Genomic DNA, 18,842 nt, shown 5'->3' with positions numbered 1-18,842 from the left:
GCTCTGCAACCAACCTGAAGCACTATGCGCTCGGTCCATTACACCGCCCACAACGACATCGCCCTGCTCGAAACCGGACTGGAATTCTTCCCCGCGGTGATTGCGGCAATTGATGCGGCGCAGTACGACATTTACTTCGAAACCTATATTTTCGCCGACGATGCCACCGGCCGCTCGGTGGCGGACGCCCTGTGCCGCGCCGGGCAGCGCGGCGTCAAGGTGCGCGTGGTGACCGACTGGTGGGGCACGGGGCACGCGCAATCGACCCGCCTGGGCATTGCCTTTGCCGCCGCCAACGTGCGCTTTCGCGCCTTCAATGCCTGGTTCAAGCGTGGCGTGGCGCGCACCCACCGCAAGATCGTCGTGGTCGACCGCGAGGTGGCCTTTGTCGGCGGCATCAACGTCAACGATGACTGGTTCTGCGATTACGATCCGGGCAGGCGCCTGCCGGCGCCGCGCTGGGACTTCGCGGTGCAGGTGCGCGGCCTGCTGGTGGCCGCCATCCACCACGAAATGCAGACCCAATGGGCGCGCGTGGGCCATCTGGGCCTGATGAAGCGGATCGGCCTGTTCCGCGAAATGCGCAAGGAACAGTCGCAAGAAGGCGACAAGCCGATGCAGGCCGCCTTCGTGGTGCGCGACAGCTTGCGTAACCGCCACACCATCCAGCGCGCCTATCTGCACGCGATCGGCCATGCCAAGAAAAGCGTGCTGCTGGTCAATCCTTACTTTGCCCCCGGACATAAATTCCGCAAGGCGCTGGCCATCGCGGCCGAGCGCGGGGTCGAGGTGAAGCTGCTGATCGGCGTGGGCGAAATCAAGCTGCAAGACATGGTGGCGCGCTCGTTTTACCCCAAATTGCTCGACAGCGGGGTCGAAGTCTACGAATACCGCAAGACCCAGCTGCACGCCAAGGTGGCGGTGGTGGATGACGACTGGTCGACGGTCGGGTCGAGCAATTGCGACGGCTTGTCCCTGTTTTTGAACCAGGAAGCCAATGTGGTTGTCAAAGACCATGAATTCGCCCGGACCATGCGCGAACACATCCGGCGCGGGATCTCGGAGGGCGTGATGATTTGCCGGGAAGATTTTGAACACGTGGGATGGGTACGGCGCAGCGGTTACGAGGTGGCATATTTTTTCTATAAGATGGCGATGCGGATCTTCGCTATCGGATATGCCTGATGGGAAATGATGGGTACGGCGCAGCGGTTACGAGGTGGCATATTTTTTCTATAAGATGGCGATGCGGATCTTCGCTATCGGATATGCCTGATGGGAAATGATGGGTACGGCGCAGCGGTTACGAAGTGGCCTACTTCTTCTATAAAATGGCGATGCGGATTTTCGCTATAGGATATGCCTGATGGACAATGTAAGAATCGATAAATGGTTATGGGCGGCGCGCTTTTTCAAGACGCGCTCGCTGGCGACGGATGCGGTCGATACGGGCAAGGTGCGCCTCGACGGCGAGCGCATCAAGCCGGCGCGCGCGGTCAAGCTGGAGGACAAGCTGTTGATCGACAACGGGGCCGACACGTGGGAAGTGCGGGTCCTGCGCATTTCGGACGTGCGCGGCGGCGCGCCGATCGCCCGGACCTTGTACGAAGAGACCGAAGAGAGCGTGAGCAAGCGCGAGAACGATGCCGAGGCGCGCAAGCTGTACCGCGAGCCGGGCACCACCATCAAGGGCCGCCCGACCAAGCGCGACCGTCGGGCGATCAGCAAGGCCGGGGAGTAAGGGCTGGCCGGTTGCGCGCAGCGCCACCGTCGCCCCCTTCATTCCTGGCCGCAATGGCTCAAAATCATCGTCTATTGCTGCAACGCAGCAATAGACCCCCACCTCTAAGTTCCCGTTTGACATTTGCTTTGTAGTGGATAATAGTACGAGCGTTCGGATTTATATTCAGCGGGTCGCATTTTTAACTACCAACGGGACCATCTATTAACACTTCAGTCAAATTCATGCGCAAGGGCGAGCTCACGCGGGCCGCCATCCTGGACGTTGCGCTCGACCTTTCCAGCCGCGATGGCCTGGAAGGGCTGACGATCGGCTTGCTCGCGGACAAAATGAACATGAGCAAGTCGGGGGTGTTCGCGCACTTCGGTTCGCGTGAAGACTTGCAGATGGAAGTGCTCAAGCTGTATCACCACCGTTTCGAGCAGGAAGTGTTTTTCCCGAGCGTCAAGGAGCCGCGCGGCCTGTCGCGCCTCAAGGCCATGAATGCCCGCTGGATCAAGCGCGTCAGCGTCGAGATCGCTTCCGGCTGCATCTATATCAGCGGCGCGGTCGAATACGACGACCGTCCCGGCCCGATTCGCGAAGAACTGGTGTCGATGGTGCGTGCGTGGCAGGGAGCACTGCTAAGATGCGTGGAGCAGACCATCGAGTGCGGCGACCTCAAGGCCGATACCGACGCCAACCAGATGGTCTTCGAGATGTACGGCCTGATTCTGGCGCTGCACCACGATGCGCGTTTCCTGCGTCGTCCGGGCAGCGTCGATCGCGCGCGCAGCGGCTTCGAGCGCCTGATCATGAATTACCAGAATCCGTCCAAGAGTCAACCGAATCAAGCGCAGTAACCGAATCAGATCGCAGTAATCGAATCAAGTACCGAGTCATCACTTTGCCGGGTCCAGCAGTCGCTGGCCTGGTCATCAACCATACGTTCGTCAGGAGAAAATCATGGGTCAATACGTCGCGCCAATTCGGGATATGCAGTTCGTGCTGCACGAGTTCCTCAATGTATCCGACGAATTGAAGCAGTTGCCGAAATTCGAAGATGTCGACGCCGACATCATCAACCAGGTACTGGAAGAGGGTGCCAAGTTCACGCAGGACGTGCTGTTCCCGCTGAACCACTCGGGCGACCGCGAAGGCTGCCACTATGATGCGGCGACCAAGTCGGTGACCACGCCAAAAGGCTTCAAGGAAGCCTACAAGCAGTACGTCGACGGCGGCTGGGCTGCGCTCGCGTGCGATCCGGAATACGGCGGCCAGGGCTTGCCGGTCGTGCTGAACAACTCGTTCTACGAAATGCTCAATTCCTCCAACCAGGCCTGGTCGATGTACCCGGGCCTGTCGCACGGCGCCTACGAGTGCCTGCTGGAGCACGGCACCGACGAACAGAAAAAAACCTATCTGCCGAAACTGGTCTCGGGCGAATGGACCGGCACCATGTGCCTGACCGAAGCGCACTGCGGCACCGACCTGGGCATGCTGCGCTCCAAGGCGCTGCCGCAGGACGACGGTTCGTGGCTGATCACCGGCTCGAAGATCTTCATCTCGGCCGGCGAGCATGACGTCGCCGAAAACATCCTGCACCTGGTGCTGGCCCGCGTGCCGGACGCACCGGAAGGCTCGAAAGGCATTTCGCTGTTCCTGGTGCCGAAGTTCCTGCCGAACGCGGACGGCACCCTGGGCGAGCGCAATCCGATTTTCTGCGGCGCGATCGAAGAAAAGATGGGCATCCACGGTAACTCGACCTGCCAGATGAACCTGGACGGCGCAAAAGGCTGGATCATCGGCCAGCCGAACAAGGGCCTCAACGCCATGTTCGTGTTCATGAACGCGGCCCGCCTGGGCGTGGGCATGCAGTCGCTCGGCCTGACCGAAGTGGCGTACCAGAACGCGCTGGTGTATGCAAAAGACCGTATCCAGATGCGCAGCCTGTCGGGCGTCAAGGCCCCTGAAAAACAGGCCGACCCGATCATCGTGCACGCCGACGTGCGCCGCATGCTGCTCACCGCCAAGGCCTACGCCGAAGGCGCGCGCGCATTCACGTCCTACGCCGCGCTGCAGATCGACCGCGAACTGAATCACCCTGACGAAGAAGTGCGCAAGGACGCCGCCGACGAAGTCGCGCTGCTGACCCCAATCATCAAGGCCTTCATCACCGACAACGGCTGGATCGCGACCTCGGAAGCGATGCAGGTCTACGGCGGCCACGGCTACATCTCCGAGTGGGGCATGGAGCAGTACGTGCGCGACGCCCGCATCAACCTGATTTACGAAGGCACCAACACGATCCAGTCGCTCGACCTGCTGGGTCGTAAAGTCCTGATGGACAACGGCGCCAAGCTGCGCAAGTTCGGCGAGAAGATCAAGAACTTCGTCGAAGAAAACGGCACCGACGAAGCGCTGTCGGAATTCATCACGCCGCTGGGCGACCTGGGCGACAAGGTCACCAAGCTGACCATGGAAATCGGCATGAAGGCCTTCCAGAATCCCGATGAAGTGGGCGCGGCGGCGGTTCCTTACCTGCGCGTTGTCGGTCACCTGATCTACAGCTACTTCTTCGCGCAGATGGCGAAGATCGCGCTGGCCAAGGAAGACTCGGGCGACAACTTCTACAAAGCCAAGCTGGCCACCGCGCGCTTCTACTTTGCGCGTCTGCAGCCTGAAACGGCGATGCTGATCCGCCAGGCGCGTTCCGGCTCGGCCAACCTGATGGCGCTCGACGCCGACTTGTTCTAATACGCTCAATGCTCCCCGCGCTGCCGATGTATCGTGCAGCGCAGGGACGCAATCAGTCATCCGGAAAAACAAAGGAAAGCCATGACCAATTTCATCGTTAAAAAAGTCGCCGTGCTCGGCGCCGGCGTGATGGGCGCGCAGATCGCCGCCCACTGCGTCAACGCCAAGGTACCGGTCGTCCTGTTCGACCTGCCGGCCAAGGACGGCAACAAGAACGGCATCGTCCAGCGCGCCATCGACAACCTGAAAAAACTCAGCCCTGCGCCACTCGGCAACAAGGACGACGCCGCGCTGATCGAAATCGCCAACTACGAAGACAACCTCGAACTGCTGGCCGGCTGCGACCTGATTATCGAAGCCATCGCCGAGCGCATGGACTGGAAGCACGACCTGTATAAAAAGGTCGCACCGCACATCGCGCCGAACGCGATCTTCGCCTCGAACACGTCGGGCCTGTCGATCACGACCCTGTCCGACGGTTTCGACGCCGAACTGAAAGCACGCTTCTGCGGCGTTCACTTCTTTAATCCGCCGCGCTACATGCACCTGGTCGAAATCATCCCGACCGAGTCGACCAAGCCGGAAATCGTCGACCAGCTCGAAGGCTTCCTGACCACCACCCTGGGCAAGGGCGTCGTGCGCGCCAAGGACACCCCTAACTTCATCGCCAACCGCGTCGGTATTTTCGGCATGCTGGCGATCATCCACGAAGCCGAAAAATTCGGCCTGACCGTGGACGTGGTCGACGACCTGACCGGCGCCAAGCTCGGTCGCGCCAAGTCGGGCACCTTCCGTACCGCCGACGTGGTCGGGCTGGACACGATGGGCCATGTGATCAAGACCATGCAGGACAACCTGGCCGACGATCCGTTCTTCGCCGTCTACAAAACCCCGGACGTGCTGGCCAAGCTGGTCGCCGCCGGTGCGCTGGGCCAGAAAGCCGGCGCCGGTTTCTACAAAAAAGTCGGCAAGGAGATCCAGCGCCTCGATTTTGCCAGCGGTGACTATGTCGCCGGCGGCGGCAAGGCTGCCGACATCGTCGCCCGCATCCTGAAAGAAAAGGATCCGGTCAAGAAGATGAAAGCGCTGCGCGAGTCGACCAACCCGCAAGGCCAGTTCCTGTGGGCGATCTTCCGCGACGCCTTCCACTACATCGCCGTCCATCTCGGTTCGATCGCCGACAACGCGCGCGACGTCGACTTCGCCATGCGCTGGGGCTTCGGCTGGAACGTCGGTCCTTTCGAAACCTGGCAGGCATCGGGCTGGACCCAGATCGCCAACTGGGTCAAGGAAGACATCGACGCCGGCAACGCCCTGTGCGCAGCGCCCCTGCCGGCATGGGTGTTCGAAGGCCAGGTCGCCGAGAAAGGCGTGCACACGCCTGAGGGTTCGTTTTCCGCGTCGAAAAACGCCTACGTGCCGCGTTCGACGCTGGCCGTGTACGAGCGCCAGCCGTTCCGCGCACCGGTGCTGGGCGCCGGCGCTGTCGACGGCAAGACCGCCGGCGTGACCTTCCACGAAGACGACTCGGTGCGCATCTGGCACCAGAACGACGACGTGCTGATCATCTCGCTCAAGACCAAGATGCACGTCATCGGCGAAGGCGTGATCAACGGCCTGAAAATGGCGCAAGCCGAAGCTGAAAAGAACTTCAAGGGCCTGGTCATCTGGAATACCGACGCAGCCGAAGGCGGCGCCTTCTCGGCCGGCGCCGACCTGCAAGCCGCACTGCCGCTGTTCATGCAAGGCGGCGCCAAGGCCATGGAGCCGGGCATCGCGCTGCTGCAAGATACCTTCATGGCGATGAAATATTCGAGCATTCCAGTGGTTGCCGCGGTGGCGGGCCTGGCACTGGGCGGCGGCTGCGAAATGGCGCTGCACGCGTCCAAGCGCGTCGCTTCGATCGAATCGTACATCGGCCTCGTTGAAGTCGGCGTGGGCCTGATTCCCGCCGGCGGCGGCCTGAAAGAAGCGGCTGCACGCGCTTCCAACGAAGCCAAGGGTTCGGACATCCTGCACTTCCTGAAGACCGGCTTTACCAACGCGGCCACGGCCAACGTCTCGAAATCGGCGCTGGAAGCCAAAGCAATGGGCTACCTGAAAGAAGACGACGTCATTGTCTTCAATCCGTACGAACTGCTGCACGTGGCCAAGGTGGAAGCGCGCGCCATGTTCGACGCCGGCTACCGTCCTCCGATGAAGAAGACGATCACCGCGACCGGCCGTTACGGCTGGGCGACCATCCGCGCGCAACTGGTCAACATGCGCGACGGCGGCTTTATTTCGGCGCACGACTACAAGCTGGGCGACATGATCGCCGAGATCGTGAGCGGTGGCGACATCGACCAGGGCAGCCAGTTGAGCGAACAGTGGTTCCTCGACATGGAGCGCAAGGCCTTCCTCGAACTGCTGAACCATCCGAAATCCCAGGAACGGATCATGGGCATGATGCAGACCGGTAAACCGGTACGCAACTGATCAAGCAATGTCGATCCTGAGCTTAGCGTTCAAACTTTTACTGCGAGTGAGGCCAGGCATGGTGTATGACCGTATCAAGCAGCAAATGATGGACACGCTGCCGTTTGTGCAGCTGCTGGGAATCCGGATCGACGCGATCGGCAACGGCACCTCCGAGGTGTCGATGCCGGCCGACCCGAAACTGAACAACCACCTCGGCACGCAGCACGCCGGGGCCCTGTTTACGCTGGCCGAAACGGCCTCCGGCGCGGCCATGGCGGGCGCCTTCGCCGACCTGATTCTCGGTCTGCGGCCGGTGGCCAAGGAGTCGCGCATCCAGTACCAGAAAGTGGCCAAGGGCGCGACGCGCGCCAGCGGCCGCGTTCCGGGCGATGTGGCGGCGCTCAAGGCCACGCTGAAAGCGGACGGCAAGGTGGCCTTTCCGGTGCAAGTCGATATCTTCGACGAACACGGGACCTTGGCGGCGCAGGTGCAGGTCGACTGGTATTTGTCCGAAAAACGGTAATCAGTTCATCCCCATTTCGAACCACAGAATTTTTGAGAGAACACTATGAGCAAACAACTTCAAGACGCCTACATCGTCTCCGCAACCCGCACCCCGATCGGCAAGGCGCCGCGCGGCATGTTCAAGTCCATGCGTCCGGACGACCTGCTGGTGCGCGCGATCCAGTCCGCGATGGCGCAGGCGCCCGGTCTCGATCCGGCGCTGATCAACGACGCCATCATCGGCTGCTCGTTCCCGGAAGCCGAACAAGGCTTTAACATCGCCCGCATGTCGGTGCTGCTGGCCGGCCTGCCGAAAACCGTCGGCGGCGTGACCGTCAACCGTTACTGCGCATCGGGCATCACGGCGATCGCCATGGCGGCCGACCGCATCCGCGTCGGCGAAGCCGATGTGATGATCGCCGGCGGCGTCGAATCGATGTCGATGGTGCCGATGATGGGCCACCACCCATCGATGAACATGAATATGTTCACCGACGAAAACGTCGGCATGGCGTACGGCATGGGCCTGACCGCGGAAAACGTGGCCAAGCAGTGGAAAGTGACGCGCGAGCAGCAGGACGCGTTCTCGGTCGAGTCGCATCGCCGCGCCATCGCCGCGCAGCAGGCCGGCTTCTTCAAGGACGAGACCACCCCGGTCGAAATCATCACCCGCACGCCGAACCTGGCCACCGGCCAGGTCGACATCAAGACCCGCACGGTCGATACCGATGAAGGCGCGCGCGCCGATTCGACCATCGAATCGCTCGGTAAATTGAAGCCGGTGTTCGCGGCCAAGGGCACCGTCACCGCCGCCAACAGCTCGCAGATGTCGGACGGCGCCGGTGCGCTCCTGATCGTCAGCGAAAAAATCCTGCGCGAGCATAACCTGACCCCGCTGGCCAAGTTCTCCTCGTTCGCGGTGCGCGGCGTGCCGCCTGAAATCATGGGCATCGGCCCGAAGGTGGCCATTCCCGCAGCGCTGGCCGCCGCCGGCATCACCCAGGACCAGCTGGACTGGATCGAACTGAACGAAGCCTTTGCCGCACAGGCGCTGGCGGTGATCGGCGACCTGGGTCTGGACCCGGCCAAGGTCAACCCGATGGGCGGCGCGATCGCGCTGGGCCATCCGCTGGGCGCGACCGGTGCGATCCGCGCCGCGACCGTGATCCACGCGCTGCGCCGCAATAACCTCAAGTACGGCATGGTCACGATGTGCGTCGGTACCGGCATGGGCGCGGCAGGCATTTTCGAACGCGTATAAGCGTCGGTTACACTATTAGTCATCAAGGGCGCTGTGGATTATCCCCGGCGCCCTTTTCACTTTTTGGAGAGTACATGGATATTTTGACGAGCAAGGCCGACGGCATCCTGACGATCGAATTCAACCGCGTCGAACGCAAGAACGCGATCACCGGCGTGATGTACCAGGCCATGGCCGACGCCCTGGTCGACGCCGAAACCGACGACGCGGTGCGCGCGATCCTCATCGTCGGCAAGCCCGAGATTTTCACGGCCGGGAACGACCTGGACGACTTCATGAAGAACTCGGCCCCGGTCGAAGGCGTGCCGGCCGAAATGCGCCCGGTATTCCAGTTCATGCGCGCGCTCTCCGGCAGCAGCAAACCGGTGGTGGCGGCGGTATCGGGTGCGGCGGTGGGTATCGGCACCACGCTGTTGATGCACTGCGACCTGGTCTACGCGGCCGACAACGCCAAGTTCTCGATGCCGTTCTCGCAGCTGGGACTGTGCCCTGAATTCGCATCGAGCCTGCTGCTGCCGCAGTTGGCCGGTTTTCCGCGCGCGGCCGAAAAGCTGCTGCTCGGCGAAGCGTTCCTGGCGCAGGAAGCCTACGACATGGGGCTGGTGTCGAAAGTGCTGCCACTGGAAGAACTGCGTCCGTACGCGGCGCGCCAGGCCGCCAAGCTGGTGGCGCTGCCGGCCGCTTCGATCCGCGCCACCAAGTCGCTGATGAAGCGCTCGCGCAATGCGGCCATTACCGAAACCATGGGCGCCGAAAACGCCTTGTTCGGCGCCATGCTGCTCGCGCCCGAAGCGAAGGAAGCGTTCACGGCGTTCTTTGAAAAGCGCAAGCCGGATTTTTCGAAGTTTGCGTGATTAAAGCAAAGACCTGCGACATGTGCGGCGCCGGCTCGTTCGCCGGCGCGCCATGCTGCACCGGTTGCGGCATGAAGTTCGGTGTCGATGCCTTTGCCGTGCCGTCCGTACCTCTTGCGCCGGAAGGCGCCGGCCAGGAACCCTGCCTGTTCGTGAGCCTGCGCGAGTTTCTCGCCGATGGTAGCTTCGGCGGCATCCGGCTCGGCATGGACAAGAACCAGATATTGGCGCGCGCCGGATATCCGGCGCTGTCCGGTAGCTGTTGCGGCACAGTGTCACTGATGGATCCTCACAGCAGTTGGATAAACGGAAAAACCACTTTCTGGTTCAGTGCCGGGAGACTGGAGCGCATCGGCGTGTATTACCTACTGGACTACCCCTTCAACAACGCCATCGCCTACGATGCTCAGTTTCCCGAGCGCGGCGCGGACAAGGCTTGGCTGCAATCGTTCATGCAAGAACATGACATCGGCTTCGGGCCAGAGCCTGATGCGTTCCGTTCTTCCTGCGAGAATATTGTCACGGCCGGTGGCGTGCAGGTCATTGTCAGTGATGGCAACGTCAGCAGTCTCGCGTACCCGGCTGTGCTTGGGAGACACGGGCGCAAGCGGCGCGTTTCCGATCCGGTGCCACTGATTCGCTGACAAAGCGCTTGCTCGCAGGTCATCTTTGTACCCTCGGCGCAGAAGGTGCCTGAGCAGCCTCCCGCAAACTCTTCAGGCCCACATCAAATCTTCCAGTATTGCGATAAGGCAAGACTCATGCCCTCGGGTTTGTGTTTAATGTGTCTTCAGGACGCGGTCAGGCTAGCACTTCCGGATCGGCCGTTCTGCAATTTAAAGGAGAAATTGATGGCGGCAACTTCAATAATCAATTTGCAAAGGCTGAGTGGCGCGCATTGGTTTTCGCGGTTCCCGGGCAGTAATGACATTCGTGCCTTGAGCATGCCGTTTCGCCACTATGCCCAGGCATTCATCGAATCGCTCCAATGTGCCGGCGCAAAAGTAGCGATTGCAGCCACGTACAGACCAGTTGAAAGAGCCTATCTCATGCATTGGGCGTGGCGTATCGACAGAGAGAACGCTGATCCGAAAACCATTCCTCCCTGCGATGGCGTTGATATCGTCTGGGCACATCGGGATGCTTCGGGAAAGTTTTCTCTCTCTAAAAGCCGAGCTGCTGCCAAGGAAATGTGCCGTGTTTTTAGTTTGCGGAATTTAGCAGCGCGGCCCTCGTTGCAGTCCAGGCATACCGCAGCCAAAGGCATCGATATGTCGATATCGTGGAGGGGCGCGTTGTCGATCGTCGACGCTACGGGTGCAACAGTGGTGATTACCACCAGCCCGAGAACTGGACTAAACAAATCTCTGCGGGCCGTTGGGGCAACCTACGGTGTCATTAAATTCCGCGGGCCGAAACGCGATGATCCCCACTGGTCTGATACAGGATTTTAATCATGAAAAATACAATATTCGTTTTTCTGCTTGCCGCATCAACGATTTGCCATGCGCAAGAGACGGCGCGTCTTCCCAAAGACGTTGTCAAATTCATGGAGCGGCGAGATGGTTGCGATTACTTCAGAGGCGAAGTCGTGAATGTGGACGATAGAAAGCGGCTGCAAGACATCATCAGGAAAGCCAACAGCCTTTGTCGCGGAACCGACAAGCAGCTGGCGAAGCTGCGCAAAAAATACGCGGCAAATGCCGCCGTGATCGACGGCTTGAAGGATTACGAAGAAACGGTGAACGCACCAGCGCGATAACCGTGGGCCTGCCGCGATCGCGGAAGATATTAAGGAGCATCCGATCCGTTCCGCGTTGCCGATCTTCAGGACACGCTCCCATAGGCCTCGCGGCAGGCGCATTGGCGACGTTATCGGACGTCGCCTTTCGTGCCACGGCCGTATCGCACCGGCCTCGCCAAAGTACGTCTCCTTTACGGCCAGCTGATCGTCGGCCCATTCTGGATCGAACGCACCAGGATCGGCGCTACATGCTGGATCTTGTTCCAGTCAAAATAATAGCGGTCCATGGTGGCCGGCGAGGCGATGTGACGCTTGACGCCGTTGTCGATCAGGTACACCGCCGCATCGCCCTGCGCCTGGGCCAGCACGGCGCCGTGGCTGAGCGGGGTGCCGGTGTCGATATTGTTCAGATGCGGGTCTTGCACGATGCCATTCCAGTCGCGGAACAGGTTGTTATAGGTGAGCGGATCGGGAATGTGCCGCTTCCTGCCCTGGTCGATAAGATAGACTTCCGGCGCGCCGGGCTTTTGCATCCGCAGACCGTTGAGATCGTTTCTGATAGCCATGATGTTCCTCCGATGGGTTGCGCCGCAAGCACGTTGCCAGCTCCTCGCCACGCGCCGCGCCGTTGCGGCAAGGCAGCCGCAGCGTTCGGGCGAGGACCTGCCAGGCGCGCCGCATGCACGGACGGCATGCCGCACTGCCTGTCCGCCCAGACTACAAGCCGGCCGCCCACCTAAGCTTGTGTCCGCTCAAACGCCGGCTTGCCCATACGCGGGTGACTCGCTCCTCTATACATACCAGTGGGAAGGCAAAATTGGCGCGGTACAATCTGACCGTGTGGCGTCGCCGCCATCGTATTACGCTGTTCATCCAGAGGAAACCCGCATGCCCACCCTTGTTGCGCGCTGCCTGGCAATTGCCTGTGCCGTGCCCGTCCTGCCCGCCGTTGCGGCATGTCCCGACTACATCACGGCCGCCAATCCGCCGACCTTGGTCGGGCCCGTCAAAAAGCCCTTCGCCAGTATCAGCAACCTGGTCCTGACGGGGAGGTACGCGCCCTGGCACATGGCGCACGACGCCATCGTCAAGGTGGGAACGCCAGCGCGCATGAGCGCCAAATTCGACTATGACGTCGCGCTGCACAAGGACCTTGAAGGCGAGCGCGTGCACGCGTATCTGTACGGCACCGGCATGAGCGGCTGGCAGTATGTGGGCAATTTCCTCACCGACAGCGACGGCAAGATCGACGTAGCGCTGGGCACGCGGCCGGCGGGCGAGTATGTCGTGCGCTTCGTGGTGGAAGGGGACCTGAGCGGCACCAGCGGCTACCTGAGCGTGGTCGACCCCGGGCGCGACACGATTGTCTTCGATATCGACGGCACCCTGACCACCAGCGACTTCGAGGCGTATGCCGATTACGTGGGCGTGAGGAACGCCAGGCCGTATCGCTACGCCCCGGAGATGGTCAATGCCTGGCGCGACAAGGGCTACCAGTTGATCTTTCTGAGCGCCCGGCCATACTGGGTGACCAGGGATGGACGCGCGTGGCTGGAGCTGCAGAAGATCGCCCCCTGGCATTACCACAGCAATCCCTACAGCGGTGGCCCGATGCCGCCCGATACCCAGAAGTTCAAGGGCGATTATGTGCGCCATTTGCGCGATGCGGTCGGCCTCAATATCGTGCGCGTGTACGGCAATGCCCTCACCGATATCGGCGCCTATGCGGACGCCGGGATGGCCAAGGCCGATACCTATATCATCGGGCCGCATGCCGGTGTTGCCGGCACCCGCCCGGTTCACGGCGAGTATGGGGAGCACTACCGCCTCCTGGTCAGGCCGGCGCCGCCGGCGCGCTGCCGCGCCGATGCGACCCTTCCCGCACCATCCTGACCGTCTCGCCGGCCCTTACCTGGCGGCTTTGCGGCGGCGGGCGCACCAGCCCATCATCGCCAGCCCGGCCAGCAGCATGGCGTAGGTTTCCGGCTCGGGCACTGCCGAAATGACCGCTGCTACGTTGTTGGTCTCAAACTCGAGATGACCATAGCCACCGGTGCTACCTGATTCCAGATAGGCGGAAACAGTGTAGGTTTTCGTGCCGCTCAAGCGCGCGTAATAGGACTGGTAGAAGGTCATTTCTTCACCGGGAGTCTGGCCTTCCTGGTCGCCGAGCCTGCCCTTCAGGCTGAAATACGCCCATCCCCGCGAGTCGATGGCCGGATTGGAGACGTCGTTGCTGACGGTGCCGAGCGCGGAAATGATCATCCCCGTGTTCGGGCTCAGCTTGAATCTGTCGAGGTGGAAGGTGCCGGCCTGCATGGTACCCCTGGTCGGCGCCGTGGCGTTGGCGAAGGTGGTCGAACCCCAGTTCGCGGCATCCGTACTGGTGCTCGCGGTGCCGCCAGCGTGGCTCGCCGAGGTGCTGCCCAGGGTGCCGATGCTCTGGGAAGTGACTTTCCCGGTTTGCGCGTCGGTGAAGTAGCTGAAGCTGCTATCGGAGTGTTCCGTAAAAAAAATGCTCGGGGAGATGTTGTCGCTCAGGTCCAGGTCGACCAGTTGGTAGGAGAACTGCGAAATGGAGGCGGACGTGCTGATCGATTGCGCATGGGCGGAGCCCGTTGCGATCGCCGCAGCGGCGAGGGCGCAATAAGCGAGCCTGGAAGAGGTGTTGGACATGGGGTGCTTTCGCGAGAGGGCTGCCGGGTATCGGCTGGCTCGCCTCAGTATAAACCTGTCAACCATGACATATTATTAATGGCGTATATGCATAGGGGATTTTGTTGTTTTTTTGGTCAATACTATCGTTGCCGAACATTTATTCCGGAACATGTTTTACCGGGCGCATGGCGCCGGCGCCGAAAGCGGGGTGTCCGTCCACGCGATACAACACTCATCCTTGTTTTTTGAACATCGCTGGCGAAAAAATCACAATGTCATTTTAGAAATTCTCCCGGCAGGGTAATGTTGACGAGGCACAATCGTTAAGTTTGTGTCGTCGTGATCTGATTATTCCAATCATCCTGCGGAGACCCCCATGTTGAAACCCGTTGCGCGTTGCATTGCGATTGCCTGTGCTTTGTCCGCCTTGCCTGCCGTTGCCGCCTGTCCCGATTACACCACCGCAGCCAATCCGCCGGCCTTTTCCGGGCCGGCGAAGAAAGCCTTTTCGAAATTCGGCAATACCATCCTGGCCGGTCTGTACAAGCCCTGGCACATGGCGCACGACACCATCGTCAAGGCGGGAACAACGGCGACCATCACGGCCAAGTTCGATTACGACGCCGTGCTGCACAAGGACCTCGAAGGCGAGCGCGTCCATGCGTACCTGTACGGGACCGGCATGAGCGGCTGGCAATACGTCGGCAATTACCTGACCGACAGCGACGGCAAGATCAACGTGCCGCTGGGCGCGCGCCCGGTGGGCGACTATGTGGTGCGCTTTGTTGTTGAAGGCGACTTGAGCGGCACCACCGGCTACCTGAGCGTGGTCGACCCCGGGCGCGACGCGGTCGTGTTCGATATCGACGGCACCCTCACCATCAACGACTTCGAAGCCTATGCCGATTATGTGGGTGTCAAGACCGCCACCGCGTATTACTCTGCGCCGCAGGTGGTCAACGCCTACCGCGAGAAGGGCTACCAGGTAATCTTTTTGACGGCGCGCCCGTACTGGGTTACCAAGGATGGCCTGGAGTGGCTCGATATCCAGAAGGTCGGGCGCTGGCACTATCATTCCAACCCGTACGGCGGCGGTCCGATTCCGCCCGATACGCAGAAATTCAAGACCGATTACGTGCGCCACCTGCGCGATGTGGTGGGCCTGAACATCGTGCGCGCCTATGGCAATGCGACCACCGATATCGCGGCGTATGCCGACGGCGGCATCGCCAAGGCCAATACCTATATCATCGGGCCGAATGCGGGCGCCTCGGGCACCCAGCCGATTCATGGCGAGTATGGTTCGCACTTGTCGTTCGTGGTGACGCCGACGCCGGTGGCGAGCTGCCGCCGCTGATGCGACAAGCGTGAGCGGTCCGGCGCCACGCCGGCAGGCTAAGGAGCAACGTGGTCCCTGGTCGTGGCGCCAGCGTTCGTGAATACCTCGCTGCCGAGGAAGTCGATCAGCGCGCGCAGCTTCGGCGACAGATGCTTGCTTGATGGCCACAACACCTGGAACACCCCATTGTGACGGGTGTGCTCCGCCAGTACGGCGTGCAGGCGGCCATCGGCCAGTGCCGCGCCCACGGCGAAGTCGGGCAGGCAGGCGATTCCCATTCCCTGTTCGGCAAAGTACATCAGGGTGTCGATCGTACTGCATTCGAGCACCGTCGGCAGGCCGGCGCCGACCAGCTGTTCCCATCCGCCGACCGGCCACGGCTCGCTCTTGCCGGTGCTGGGGAACTTGTACAGCAGGCAGCGCTGGCGCGCCAGGTCGGCCGGCAGCGACGGCCAGCCATGCCGGCGCAGGTAGTCGGGCGAGGCCACCAGCTGCAAATGGAAGGTGCCCAGCTTGCGGCTCATCAGTCGCGAATCGGCGGTCTCGCCTACGCGTACCACCGCGTCGAAGCCTTCTTCGATCAGGTCGACGCGGCGGTCGGTGCAATCGATATCGAGCTCGATGTCCGGATAGCGCCGGGAAAACGCCACCAACACTGGATTGAGCAAGCCGCCCACCAGGGGCAGGCTGATCTTCAGGCGTCCGCGCGGCGCCATCCTGGTGCTGGACAACGCCTGCTCGGCTTGTTCGATCTCGAGCAAAATGCGGCGGCAACTTTCAAGGAACAGCGCGCCTTCGGCGGTCAGGGCGATACTGCGGGTACTGCGATGAAACAGGCGCACGCCCACGCGCGATTCCAGGCGCGCGATGCTTTTGCCGATGGCCGAGGCCGACACGCCGAGCATGCGCCCTGCCGCGACAAAGCTGCGCGCCTCGGCCGCCTGCACGAAGGCGGCGATTCCTCCCAAATGATCCATGCTGTTCGATTCCCGATGCCCGATTGCGGATGGTGACGTCCGTTATGAGCGGAACTGTAGCCCATTTTTCTTTAGTTCGCACAAGGCTAAGCTGGATTTCCCTCGTTAACAAGGAAATCCCATGTCCGATTCCACCCCGCATACTTTCACTCATCCCGACACGGCAATGCCGGCGCGCCTCGATGCCGTGATCGAGCGTGCCCTGGCCGAACGGCGCCTGGTCGGCGCCGTGGTCCTGGTCGCCCAAGACGCTCGCCTGATCTACCGCAACGCCGCCGGGATGGCCGACCGCGAGCAGGGTCGGCCGATGGCGCCCGATACCCTGTTCCGCCTTGCCTCCGTGTCCAAGCCGATCGTCTCGGTGGCGGCGCTGGTGCTGGTCGCGCAGGGGCGCCTCGACCTCGATGCGCCGGTGACCGCCTACCTGCCTTACTTCCAGCCGACCCTGGCGGACGGCACGCCGGCCGTCATTACCATCGCCCAACTGATGACCCATACCGCCGGCCTGGGTTATCGCTTCTTCCAGGAAGAGGACGGTCCCTACGCGCGCGCCCAGGTCTCCGACGGCATGGATGACAGCGGCCTCACCCTGCGCGAGAACCTGGTGCGGCTGGCCAGCGTTCCGCTGTTGTACCCGCCGGGCACGCAATGGCGCTATTCGCTGGCGACCGATGTGCTGGGCGCGGTGATCGAGCAGGCCTGCGCGATGCCGCTGGCGCAGGCGGTTGCGGCACTGGTGTGCGAACCGCTGGGCATGCGCGACACGGGTTTTGGCGTGGCCGACCCGCGGCGGCTGGCGCAAGCCTACGCCAACGCCAGTCCGGCGCCGCGCCTTCTGCGCGGCGCCGAGCGGCTTGCCTTCATCGACGGCACTGCAGGTTTTCGGCTGGCCCCGGGACGCGCGCTGGACGCCGCCGCCTATGCGTCCGGCGGCGCCGGCATGGTGGGGTCGGCGCCCGACCTGCTGCGTTTGCTGGAAATGCTGCGATGCGGCGGAGCGCCGCTGCTGCCGCCAGCGCTGGTGCGGCAAATGACCGGCAACCGGATTGGCGAGCTGCCGATGGCATACTGGCCTGGACGCGGCTTCGGCCTGGGCGTGACCGTGCTGAAAGATCCGCGCGCGGCCGCCAGCCCCGAGTCGACCGGCACCTGGCGCATGGGTGGCACCTACGGCCACTCGTGGTTCGTCGATCCGCAGCGCGCGTTGAGCGTGGTCGCGTTCACCAACACCGCGCTCGAAGGCATGTCGGGCGCGTTCGTCGACCAGCTGTGCCAGGCGGTCTACGGCAGCACGGACAGCGCCGCCGGGGTGCGGCCATGAAGGGCCCGCATCCCATTTTCTTCCTCGCCCTCGGCCTGTTCGGCCTGTACTGCATCGAGTTCGGCGTGGTGGGGATCCTGCCACTGGTGATCGAGCGGTTCCACGTGTCGGCCGCGCGGGCCGGGCTGCTGGTCGGCCTGTTCGCCCTGGTGGTCGCGCTGGGCGGGCCGCTGCTGGTGCTGCTCGCTTCCCGATTCGAGCGCAAGCGTTTGCTCGCCGGGGCGCTGCTGCTGTTCGCCGTCGTCAGCGCCCTGTGCGCCTACGCGCCGACGTTCGACACGCTGCTGGCGCTGCGCATGCTGGCGGCGCTGCTGCACCCGGTCTACTTTTCGCTGGCGATGGTCGCCGCAGTCGCCATGTATCCCCCGCGCGAGGCCACCCGTGCCAGTGCGCGCGCCTTCATCGGTACCAGCATGGGCATGGTCTTGGGCATACCGCTGACCGCCTGGATTGCCGCCGCTGTCGGCTATGAGGCATCGTTCCTGTTCTGCGCCGCCGTGAACCTGGGCGCAGGCGCGGGACTGCTGGTGTGGCTGCCGCGCACGCACGGCGGCGCCATGCTCTCCTACGGCACGCAATTGCGCATCCTGCGCAAGCCTGCGCTCTGGCTCAATATCGGCGCTGCCACGATGGTGTTTGCCGCCATGTTCTCGGTGTATGCCTACACGGCGCACTTGCTCAAACGCGCCGGCATGGACGGCAACACGATCAGCCTGATGCTGCTGGTGTTCGGGCTGGGCGGTTTGTCGGGTAATGCGCTGGCGGGACACCTGCTGGCCAAACGCCTGGTTGCGACCGTCCTGCTGCAGCCGCTGGTGCTGGCTGTGGCGTATGCCGCCTTGTATTTTTCCGGCACCGCCAGCGTGGCGGGGATGGCGGCGATCATGCTGTTCTGGGGAGCCGCGCATACCAGCGGCCTGGTCGTGACACAGGTATGGCTGAGCTCGGCGGCGCCGGAAGCGCCCGCGTTTGCGGCCGGCTTGTATATCGCCTTCATCAACCTGGGCGTAACCATCGGTTCCGTCGCCGGCGGCGCGTTCATCGCGCATGCCGGCATGCACGGGAGTTTGTTCAGCGGCATGCTGTTCGCGCTGCTGGCAATGCTGCTGGTAGGGCTGAAGGTGGTGTTGTACGGCGGCGCGGGCGGGCGGCGCCGCGTCATCGCTTAGGAGGAGAGCGGCGCTGGCTTTTTGATTAATATTGCATCCAATGCATCGTGCGTGGCATACTCTTATCCATTGGAAATC

Annotated in this window: 18 protein-coding genes; 15 read left to right on the top strand and 3 right to left on the bottom strand. The window is 62.3% G+C overall.

Going from position 1 to position 18,842, the window contains the following annotated elements:
- The first annotated feature begins 24 nt into the window (after positions 1-24).
- The 11 genes from clsB to F1609_RS08800 all read left to right on the top strand — a co-directional run bounded on the left by clsB (position 25) and on the right by F1609_RS08800 (position 11,318).
- On the top strand, positions 25-1,185 hold the full coding sequence (gene clsB, locus F1609_RS08850; RefSeq protein WP_167076123.1) for a cardiolipin synthase ClsB: 1,161 nt from the start codon (positions 25-27) through the stop codon (positions 1,183-1,185).
- 181 nt (positions 1,186-1,366) lie between these two features.
- On the top strand, positions 1,367-1,741 hold the full coding sequence (locus tag F1609_RS08845) for an RNA-binding S4 domain-containing protein (protein ID WP_167076122.1): 375 nt from the start codon (positions 1,367-1,369) through the stop codon (positions 1,739-1,741).
- 224 nt (positions 1,742-1,965) lie between these two features.
- On the top strand, positions 1,966-2,583 hold the full coding sequence (locus tag F1609_RS08840) for a TetR/AcrR family transcriptional regulator (RefSeq protein ID WP_167076121.1): 618 nt from the start codon (positions 1,966-1,968) through the stop codon (positions 2,581-2,583).
- A 103-nt stretch (positions 2,584-2,686) separates the two neighbouring features.
- Positions 2,687-4,477 (top strand): acyl-CoA dehydrogenase C-terminal domain-containing protein, encoded by a 1,791-nt coding sequence (locus tag F1609_RS08835; RefSeq protein ID WP_167076120.1) that lies wholly within the window; start codon positions 2,687-2,689, stop codon positions 4,475-4,477.
- A gap of 81 nt (positions 4,478-4,558) precedes the next feature.
- The gene (locus F1609_RS08830; protein WP_167076119.1) at positions 4,559-6,955 is read left to right on the top strand and encodes a 3-hydroxyacyl-CoA dehydrogenase/enoyl-CoA hydratase family protein; all 2,397 of its coding nucleotides are present in this window, start codon (positions 4,559-4,561) and stop codon (positions 6,953-6,955) included.
- Positions 6,956-7,013: 58 nt separating this feature from the next.
- Positions 7,014-7,460: a PaaI family thioesterase gene (locus F1609_RS08825; protein ID WP_167076118.1), complete on the top strand. Its 447-nt coding sequence runs from the start codon at positions 7,014-7,016 to the stop codon at positions 7,458-7,460.
- Between the two features lie 45 nt (positions 7,461-7,505).
- Entirely contained in the window at positions 7,506-8,702 is a 1,197-nt protein-coding gene (locus tag F1609_RS08820; RefSeq protein ID WP_167076117.1) for an acetyl-CoA C-acyltransferase, read from the top strand.
- 74 nt (positions 8,703-8,776) lie between these two features.
- The gene (locus F1609_RS08815) at positions 8,777-9,556 is read left to right on the top strand and encodes an enoyl-CoA hydratase (protein WP_167076116.1); all 780 of its coding nucleotides are present in this window, start codon (positions 8,777-8,779) and stop codon (positions 9,554-9,556) included.
- Positions 9,553-10,200: a hypothetical protein gene (locus F1609_RS08810; protein ID WP_167076115.1), complete on the top strand. Its 648-nt coding sequence runs from the start codon at positions 9,553-9,555 to the stop codon at positions 10,198-10,200. The genes F1609_RS08815 and F1609_RS08810 overlap by 4 nt, the downstream gene beginning before the upstream one ends.
- Positions 10,201-10,407: 207 nt before the next feature.
- Positions 10,408-11,010: a peptidoglycan-binding domain-containing protein gene (locus F1609_RS08805; protein WP_167076114.1), complete on the top strand. Its 603-nt coding sequence runs from the start codon at positions 10,408-10,410 to the stop codon at positions 11,008-11,010.
- Positions 11,011-11,012: 2 nt separating this feature from the next.
- Entirely contained in the window at positions 11,013-11,318 is a 306-nt protein-coding gene (locus F1609_RS08800; RefSeq protein ID WP_167076113.1) for a hypothetical protein, read from the top strand.
- 173 nt (positions 11,319-11,491) lie between these two features.
- On the opposite strand, the gene F1609_RS08795 is transcribed toward F1609_RS08800, so the two are convergent.
- Positions 11,492-11,866, bottom strand: coding sequence for a hypothetical protein (locus tag F1609_RS08795; protein ID WP_167076112.1), 375 nt, complete (start codon positions 11,864-11,866; stop codon positions 11,492-11,494).
- A gap of 322 nt (positions 11,867-12,188) precedes the next feature.
- On the opposite strand from F1609_RS08795, the gene F1609_RS08790 reads away from it, so the two are divergent.
- A complete protein-coding gene (locus F1609_RS08790; RefSeq protein ID WP_167076111.1) occupies positions 12,189-13,193 on the top strand; it encodes a lipin/Ned1/Smp2 family protein in 1,005 nt (334 codons plus the stop codon).
- A gap of 15 nt (positions 13,194-13,208) precedes the next feature.
- Here F1609_RS08790 and F1609_RS34070 read toward each other — a convergent pair whose 3' ends face one another.
- Positions 13,209-13,976, bottom strand: coding sequence for an FxDxF family PEP-CTERM protein (locus F1609_RS34070; protein ID WP_187362972.1), 768 nt, complete (start codon positions 13,974-13,976; stop codon positions 13,209-13,211).
- Between the two features lie 358 nt (positions 13,977-14,334).
- Between F1609_RS34070 and F1609_RS08780 the strand changes: the two genes are divergently transcribed.
- Positions 14,335-15,315 (top strand): lipin/Ned1/Smp2 family protein, encoded by a 981-nt coding sequence (locus F1609_RS08780; RefSeq protein WP_196785419.1) that lies wholly within the window; start codon positions 14,335-14,337, stop codon positions 15,313-15,315.
- Positions 15,316-15,353: 38 nt separating this feature from the next.
- On the opposite strand, the gene F1609_RS08775 is transcribed toward F1609_RS08780, so the two are convergent.
- A complete protein-coding gene (locus tag F1609_RS08775; RefSeq protein WP_167076110.1) occupies positions 15,354-16,274 on the bottom strand; it encodes a LysR family transcriptional regulator in 921 nt (306 codons plus the stop codon).
- A gap of 121 nt (positions 16,275-16,395) precedes the next feature.
- On the opposite strand from F1609_RS08775, the gene F1609_RS08770 reads away from it, so the two are divergent.
- Positions 16,396-17,595, top strand: coding sequence for a serine hydrolase domain-containing protein (locus F1609_RS08770; RefSeq protein WP_196785418.1), 1,200 nt, complete (start codon positions 16,396-16,398; stop codon positions 17,593-17,595).
- Positions 17,592-18,764 (top strand): MFS transporter, encoded by a 1,173-nt coding sequence (locus tag F1609_RS08765; RefSeq protein ID WP_167076109.1) that lies wholly within the window; start codon positions 17,592-17,594, stop codon positions 18,762-18,764. Before F1609_RS08770 ends, F1609_RS08765 begins: the two co-directional genes overlap by 4 nt.
- The last annotated feature ends 78 nt before the right edge of the window (positions 18,765-18,842 follow it).

Source organism: Massilia aquatica, assembly GCF_011682045.1.
GTDB classification, from domain to species: Bacteria; Pseudomonadota; Gammaproteobacteria; order Burkholderiales; family Burkholderiaceae_D; genus Telluria_A; species Telluria_A aquatica.
The sequence above is the reverse complement of the archived record's forward strand: the minus strand, read 5'-3'. Positions and strand labels throughout refer to the sequence as shown.

What these genes read in the sequence shown, in the direction of transcription:
- clsB (WP_167076123.1), top strand. Translation starts at nt 25, where the DNA reads ATGCGCTCGGTCCATTACACCGCCCACAACGACATCGCCCTGCTCGAA.
- F1609_RS08845 (WP_167076122.1), top strand. Translation starts at nt 1,367, where the DNA reads ATGGACAATGTAAGAATCGATAAATGGTTATGGGCGGCGCGCTTTTTC.
- F1609_RS08840 (WP_167076121.1), top strand. Translation starts at nt 1,966, where the DNA reads ATGCGCAAGGGCGAGCTCACGCGGGCCGCCATCCTGGACGTTGCGCTC.
- F1609_RS08835 (WP_167076120.1), top strand. Translation starts at nt 2,687, where the DNA reads ATGGGTCAATACGTCGCGCCAATTCGGGATATGCAGTTCGTGCTGCAC.
- F1609_RS08830 (WP_167076119.1), top strand. Translation starts at nt 4,559, where the DNA reads ATGACCAATTTCATCGTTAAAAAAGTCGCCGTGCTCGGCGCCGGCGTG.
- F1609_RS08825 (WP_167076118.1), top strand. Translation starts at nt 7,014, where the DNA reads ATGGTGTATGACCGTATCAAGCAGCAAATGATGGACACGCTGCCGTTT.
- F1609_RS08820 (WP_167076117.1), top strand. Translation starts at nt 7,506, where the DNA reads ATGAGCAAACAACTTCAAGACGCCTACATCGTCTCCGCAACCCGCACC.
- F1609_RS08815 (WP_167076116.1), top strand. Translation starts at nt 8,777, where the DNA reads ATGGATATTTTGACGAGCAAGGCCGACGGCATCCTGACGATCGAATTC.
- F1609_RS08805 (WP_167076114.1), top strand. Translation starts at nt 10,408, where the DNA reads ATGGCGGCAACTTCAATAATCAATTTGCAAAGGCTGAGTGGCGCGCAT.
- F1609_RS08800 (WP_167076113.1), top strand. Translation starts at nt 11,013, where the DNA reads ATGAAAAATACAATATTCGTTTTTCTGCTTGCCGCATCAACGATTTGC.
- F1609_RS08795 (WP_167076112.1), bottom strand. Translation starts at nt 11,866, where the DNA reads ATGGCTATCAGAAACGATCTCAACGGTCTGCGGATGCAAAAGCCCGGC.
- F1609_RS08790 (WP_167076111.1), top strand. Translation starts at nt 12,189, where the DNA reads ATGCCCACCCTTGTTGCGCGCTGCCTGGCAATTGCCTGTGCCGTGCCC.
- F1609_RS34070 (WP_187362972.1), bottom strand. Translation starts at nt 13,976, where the DNA reads ATGTCCAACACCTCTTCCAGGCTCGCTTATTGCGCCCTCGCCGCTGCG.
- F1609_RS08780 (WP_196785419.1), top strand. Translation starts at nt 14,335, where the DNA reads ATGTTGAAACCCGTTGCGCGTTGCATTGCGATTGCCTGTGCTTTGTCC.
- F1609_RS08775 (WP_167076110.1), bottom strand. Translation starts at nt 16,274, where the DNA reads ATGGATCATTTGGGAGGAATCGCCGCCTTCGTGCAGGCGGCCGAGGCG.
- F1609_RS08770 (WP_196785418.1), top strand. Translation starts at nt 16,396, where the DNA reads ATGTCCGATTCCACCCCGCATACTTTCACTCATCCCGACACGGCAATG.
- F1609_RS08765 (WP_167076109.1), top strand. Translation starts at nt 17,592, where the DNA reads ATGAAGGGCCCGCATCCCATTTTCTTCCTCGCCCTCGGCCTGTTCGGC.